General features: G+C 62.8%; 3 protein-coding genes. All 3 read right to left on the bottom strand.

Annotation, left to right across the window (positions count from 1 at the left end; translation table 11 throughout):
- Positions 1-7: 7 nt before the first annotated feature.
- Positions 8-334 (bottom strand): hypothetical protein, encoded by a 327-nt coding sequence (locus ACFWPJ_RS26855; RefSeq protein ID WP_378855377.1) that lies wholly within the window; start codon positions 332-334, stop codon positions 8-10.
- Between the two features lie 440 nt (positions 335-774).
- On the bottom strand, positions 775-1,059 hold the full coding sequence (locus tag ACFWPJ_RS26860) for a hypothetical protein (RefSeq protein ID WP_378855379.1): 285 nt from the start codon (positions 1,057-1,059) through the stop codon (positions 775-777).
- Between the two features lie 7 nt (positions 1,060-1,066).
- Positions 1,067-3,508 carry a hypothetical protein gene (locus tag ACFWPJ_RS26865; RefSeq protein ID WP_378855381.1) on the bottom strand — a complete coding sequence of 814 codons (2,442 nt, stop codon included), beginning with the start codon at positions 3,506-3,508 and terminating at the stop codon, positions 1,067-1,069.
- Between the last annotated feature and the right edge of the window lie 457 nt (positions 3,509-3,965).

A 3,965-nucleotide genomic window follows, 5' to 3' on the forward strand; every position in this document is an offset into this window, starting at 1 on the left:
GGTTCTGTCAATTGTTCATCGGCGCGGTCGGGGCGGGGGTGTGTGCTTGGAAGAGGTATGAGTAGACCTGGGCGTGGAACAGTGCCAGTTGGTCGGGCGTGTCGAAGCGGACGTAGGTCAGCTCGTACCAGGTTTCCGGAGAGATCGGGCGGTTGTGGAAAAGATGCTGCAGGCCGGCCTCGATGACGGCGCGGTAGTCCGGCCATGCGGCGGCGAAGGTCGGGCCGAGCATGCCGAGATCATCGACGGCTTCACAGCCGAGCATGGCCGCGCAGAAGTTCACGAATCGCCAGTCGACGCCGGGAGCATTCAGGCCCAGATCCGAAGGTCTCACCGTGCGAGGGTTTACCCGACCTCCCGGGTAGGGGTAGATCGTCGTGTTCTGGAGCTGTTGTTGGCTATTCGGGCCGACCGCGGGGTCGACACCGACTGTTGGTCGGTACACCGCGTATACGAGTCCGGAGTCGAACTCGCCGCGCACGTAATTCGTGCTACCGTCCGCCGCGATCGGTGTGTGGGGGTCGAATCCGATGGCTGTGGCCTGCGCGGCGAAGGTCCCTGGGGCGTAGATCTCTCCGAAGCTCAGAATCGGACTCAGATCCCGTTGTTGGAGTGCCCAGCCACGTAATGTCATCTCCGCTCGAACAAGGGCTTCCTTCGACTCGAATCGCGTCGCCCATGGGCCGACGCGCCGCCTTGCTTCTGAAGACATCCTTACTCCTTAGTTTTGCTTCCACGTTGTCCGATACCGCGTCACCGGGTCGCAATCTGTAGCTACACAGGCGGTATCGGCTGCGGCTCGGCATCCTCGTATAAATGTGCGTACATGGAAGTCAAGTATTCATAGAGCGAATCTTCGTCTGGAAACTCGATGCCGCCAGTGATGTCGTCGTAGTCGACGACGGTCATTGTTCGGTTCTTGATAATGGCAGCCAGCTCGGTTCGGATTTCCTCGGCATCGGGTTCGGTATTGACGATCGCACGTAAATCCCATCGGGTGGCGTAAGCGAACTCGATATTCAATGAGTATCTAAAGAACGCGGTGAGGCCGGGAGTCATTTTCCTCCTAGGGATGTCTGCCCTTGGCTGGATTCGGGTACATTGTAGTTAGCCCATAACTGCCGTCCGGCAGTTTATCGTACACGGCGGTTATGGTTCCGTTTTCGAAGTCGACAGGCAAGAATTCGTTCGGGTTCTGCGGGTTTCGATAGAATCCAGTGAAACGCTGATGTCCGTTCGGTCCGACAATGTCTGCGAGCGGAATCTCCACGGGTTCTCGGGATCTGCCAAGACCCGCCTGTGAAATCTGTTGTCGGGCATACAGGTCGGCGAGCACCATGTCCTCCGCGTTGTCGAATCGGGTCGCGAATGCACCCACTCGGGGTGTACCACCGTGGTCGCCGTCGACCACGGTGCCGGTGAGTGGATCGATATTGTTCTCGCTCCTCAGCAGTCCAGGGTAGTTCGGGCTGTTGGGACCGTATGTTCGGAGGCCACCGTTGCCGTCTCGGATGGGGTCGCCGAGCCTGGCTTGGAGCGTGACGTCGTCCGGGTACAGGTGCCGCCCTGGTGCGTGTCCTTCACCACCGAAACGTCCGTCGAGGCGGTTGATCGAGGTGTTGACGAACTCAGGGTCCAGCGGGGAGTTGGTGTCCGAGGTGCGGTGCGGCGCTGGATTGTCCGGTCCGGCTGGCGGCTGCCCGACGACATTGTTGCTTGCAAGCGGGGCATTGTTTGGTTGCCCAACGGTGCTGTTGGGTCCGCCTACCGAGGTGTTTCCGGGGCTGCTCGATCCGCCGGCGGTGCTGCTACTGCCATGTGCGGTGGGTGGTTGGACCGGTGTGTTGGTGTTGGCACCGGGGGCGTGGTGGGTGTTTGGGGCGCTGGCGTGTGCGTATTCGGGGGTGCCTGGTGGGTGACCGAAATCGCCGATACTACTTCGGTCTGCTGCGTCCATCCCGGGCTTGTCATAGCTGGGAGTTTCCGAGTAGGGGCTGGTGCGTAGGTCCGCGTCTGCGCCGGGCTTGTTCCAATCCCCGAGTCCAGAGGTTCCGGTGGCGACGTTGTCGCCGGGGGTGCTATCGATAGCCGCGGTGCCGAGCCCGGTTTCGGAGTCGGAGCGTGGGGCAGGGACGCCATCGACCTCGGTTCCGGGGGCGCGGTCGAGACCGGATACCCCGCTGGGAAGATCCGCAAGTGCGGGGTCAGGGCCCTCGATGTCGATTGCAGAGGTGTCGATCGCGGAAGTGTCGAGTCCGTGCGCGTCTGGATCCGGAATGTCGCCGACATCGACGCCGTCGCCGAGACCGCCTGCTTTACCGACCTTGGAGAATCCGCCGAGGCCGAGTGTCGCGACATTGGCCGCGACCTTTCCCAACGCGTAGGCAGAGTCGCCGCGCGCCCAGTCGTCCCAGGCGACGGTTTCTTTGCCCATCTCCTTCCACGCTTCACCAACGCCGGGGCCACCTTCTGGCCCGAGGCCGACGAGCGAGCCGATACCTTGCCAGGTTTCCCGGAATCCAGGCCCACCGATGCCGACCATGGCTGCGGTATCGGTGACCGAGTCTTTGAACACGCGTCCGACACCGGCCCAGTAGGAGACCTGACTGTCGACGGCCGTTCGGTCGATCTCCGATTGCGACTGCACGTCGATGCTGCCGTCCGGGTTCTTGACGATGACGTCGCCGGGCAGCAGCTGGTCTCCGTTGGCCAGCGTGGTCGGCTTGTTCACTGTGATGACGGTGGTGCCGTCGGTGTATCTGGTGAAGGTGTTTCCGTCGACCAAGCCGTCGGCGGCGATGCTGCCGTTGGTGCCGGGTGCGTGGGTGACGACCACAGTTTCCCGGCCGGGTGATGTGGTGCGGCTCATGCCGTTGCCGAGGTCGGTGACTTCGACGGGGCCATCGGGTGTTTGCGACACGATGACCCGGTTGCCGCGGTCGTCGAGGTATGTCTCGGCGGGTTTGCCGTTGCTGTCGAGCATCCAACCGCGCCCGTCGGCATCGATCTGTCCGGTGTAGGTGGTGTTCAGTGATCCGTCCGGAGCGCGGGTGGTCGCCGACATGGTGCGGGTGCCCTCGGTGTCGACGTGCACATTGTCGTAGAGGCCTTGCTCGTTGCGGATCCCGATGTTCATGCCGGTGCGGTTGCCGGCTTCGTCGTAGGTGGGTGTTCCGGTCTGTCTCCAGTCCGGTGTTGCACCGAACTCCGAATCGGGTGCACCGGAGGTATCGCTACCCGGTACGAAGTTCTGGCCGTAGGGGTTCGCATCCGCGGTCGGCTTGTCGATGTAGTACGAGCCGCCGAACTCGTTCTGGCCCCATTTCTGGTATCCGCCTTCGCTGTTGGAGACGATTCGGGCCGTGCTGGTGGTGCCGTCGGGGAGTGTGTCGGTGACGTCGACTGTCTGGTTGCCGTTGCCTTCGGGGATGGTGTAGGTCGTGGTGCCGCCGCCTGCTCTCGGCACAGTCCAGGTGTCACCTTCGTTCTTCCCGGTGGTGTCGGGCATCCCGTAAGGGTCGGTGAGGGCCACGGGTGTGGCTGCGTTCGGCTCGGAATCGGACTGCTGTTCCGGTGCCGTGTGTGTGGGCGGTCGATGTGTCGTGCTGGTCGAGGTGTCTCCGCCGGGGCCGGTGACTGTGGTTGTTGTGGTATCGCCGGAGGTGTGTTGCTGGATCTGGGTATCGGTCAACGTACCCACTACCGCGAGGCTCGAGTCGGAGCCGTTTTCACTGGTCTGTTCTGATGTCTGGCGGTTCGCGTCGTTGTCCGTGGTGACCGGACCGGTCTGAGTAAGGGTGTTGAGCGCCTCCGACGAGGTCGGCCCGCTGCCGTCGTTGCCGCCGGTAGCTGGTTGTGTGTTCGGGGCGTTGGTCACCGCCCCTGGAACCGGGGCGTCCGTGCTAGGGGAGTCTTGGTTGGACTGCTCTACTGCCTGGTTGCCGGCCTGCGAGTCTGCTTGCGCC

Source organism: Nocardia sp. NPDC058497, assembly GCF_042720195.1.
Taxonomy (GTDB): domain Bacteria; phylum Actinomycetota; class Actinomycetes; order Mycobacteriales; family Mycobacteriaceae; genus Nocardia.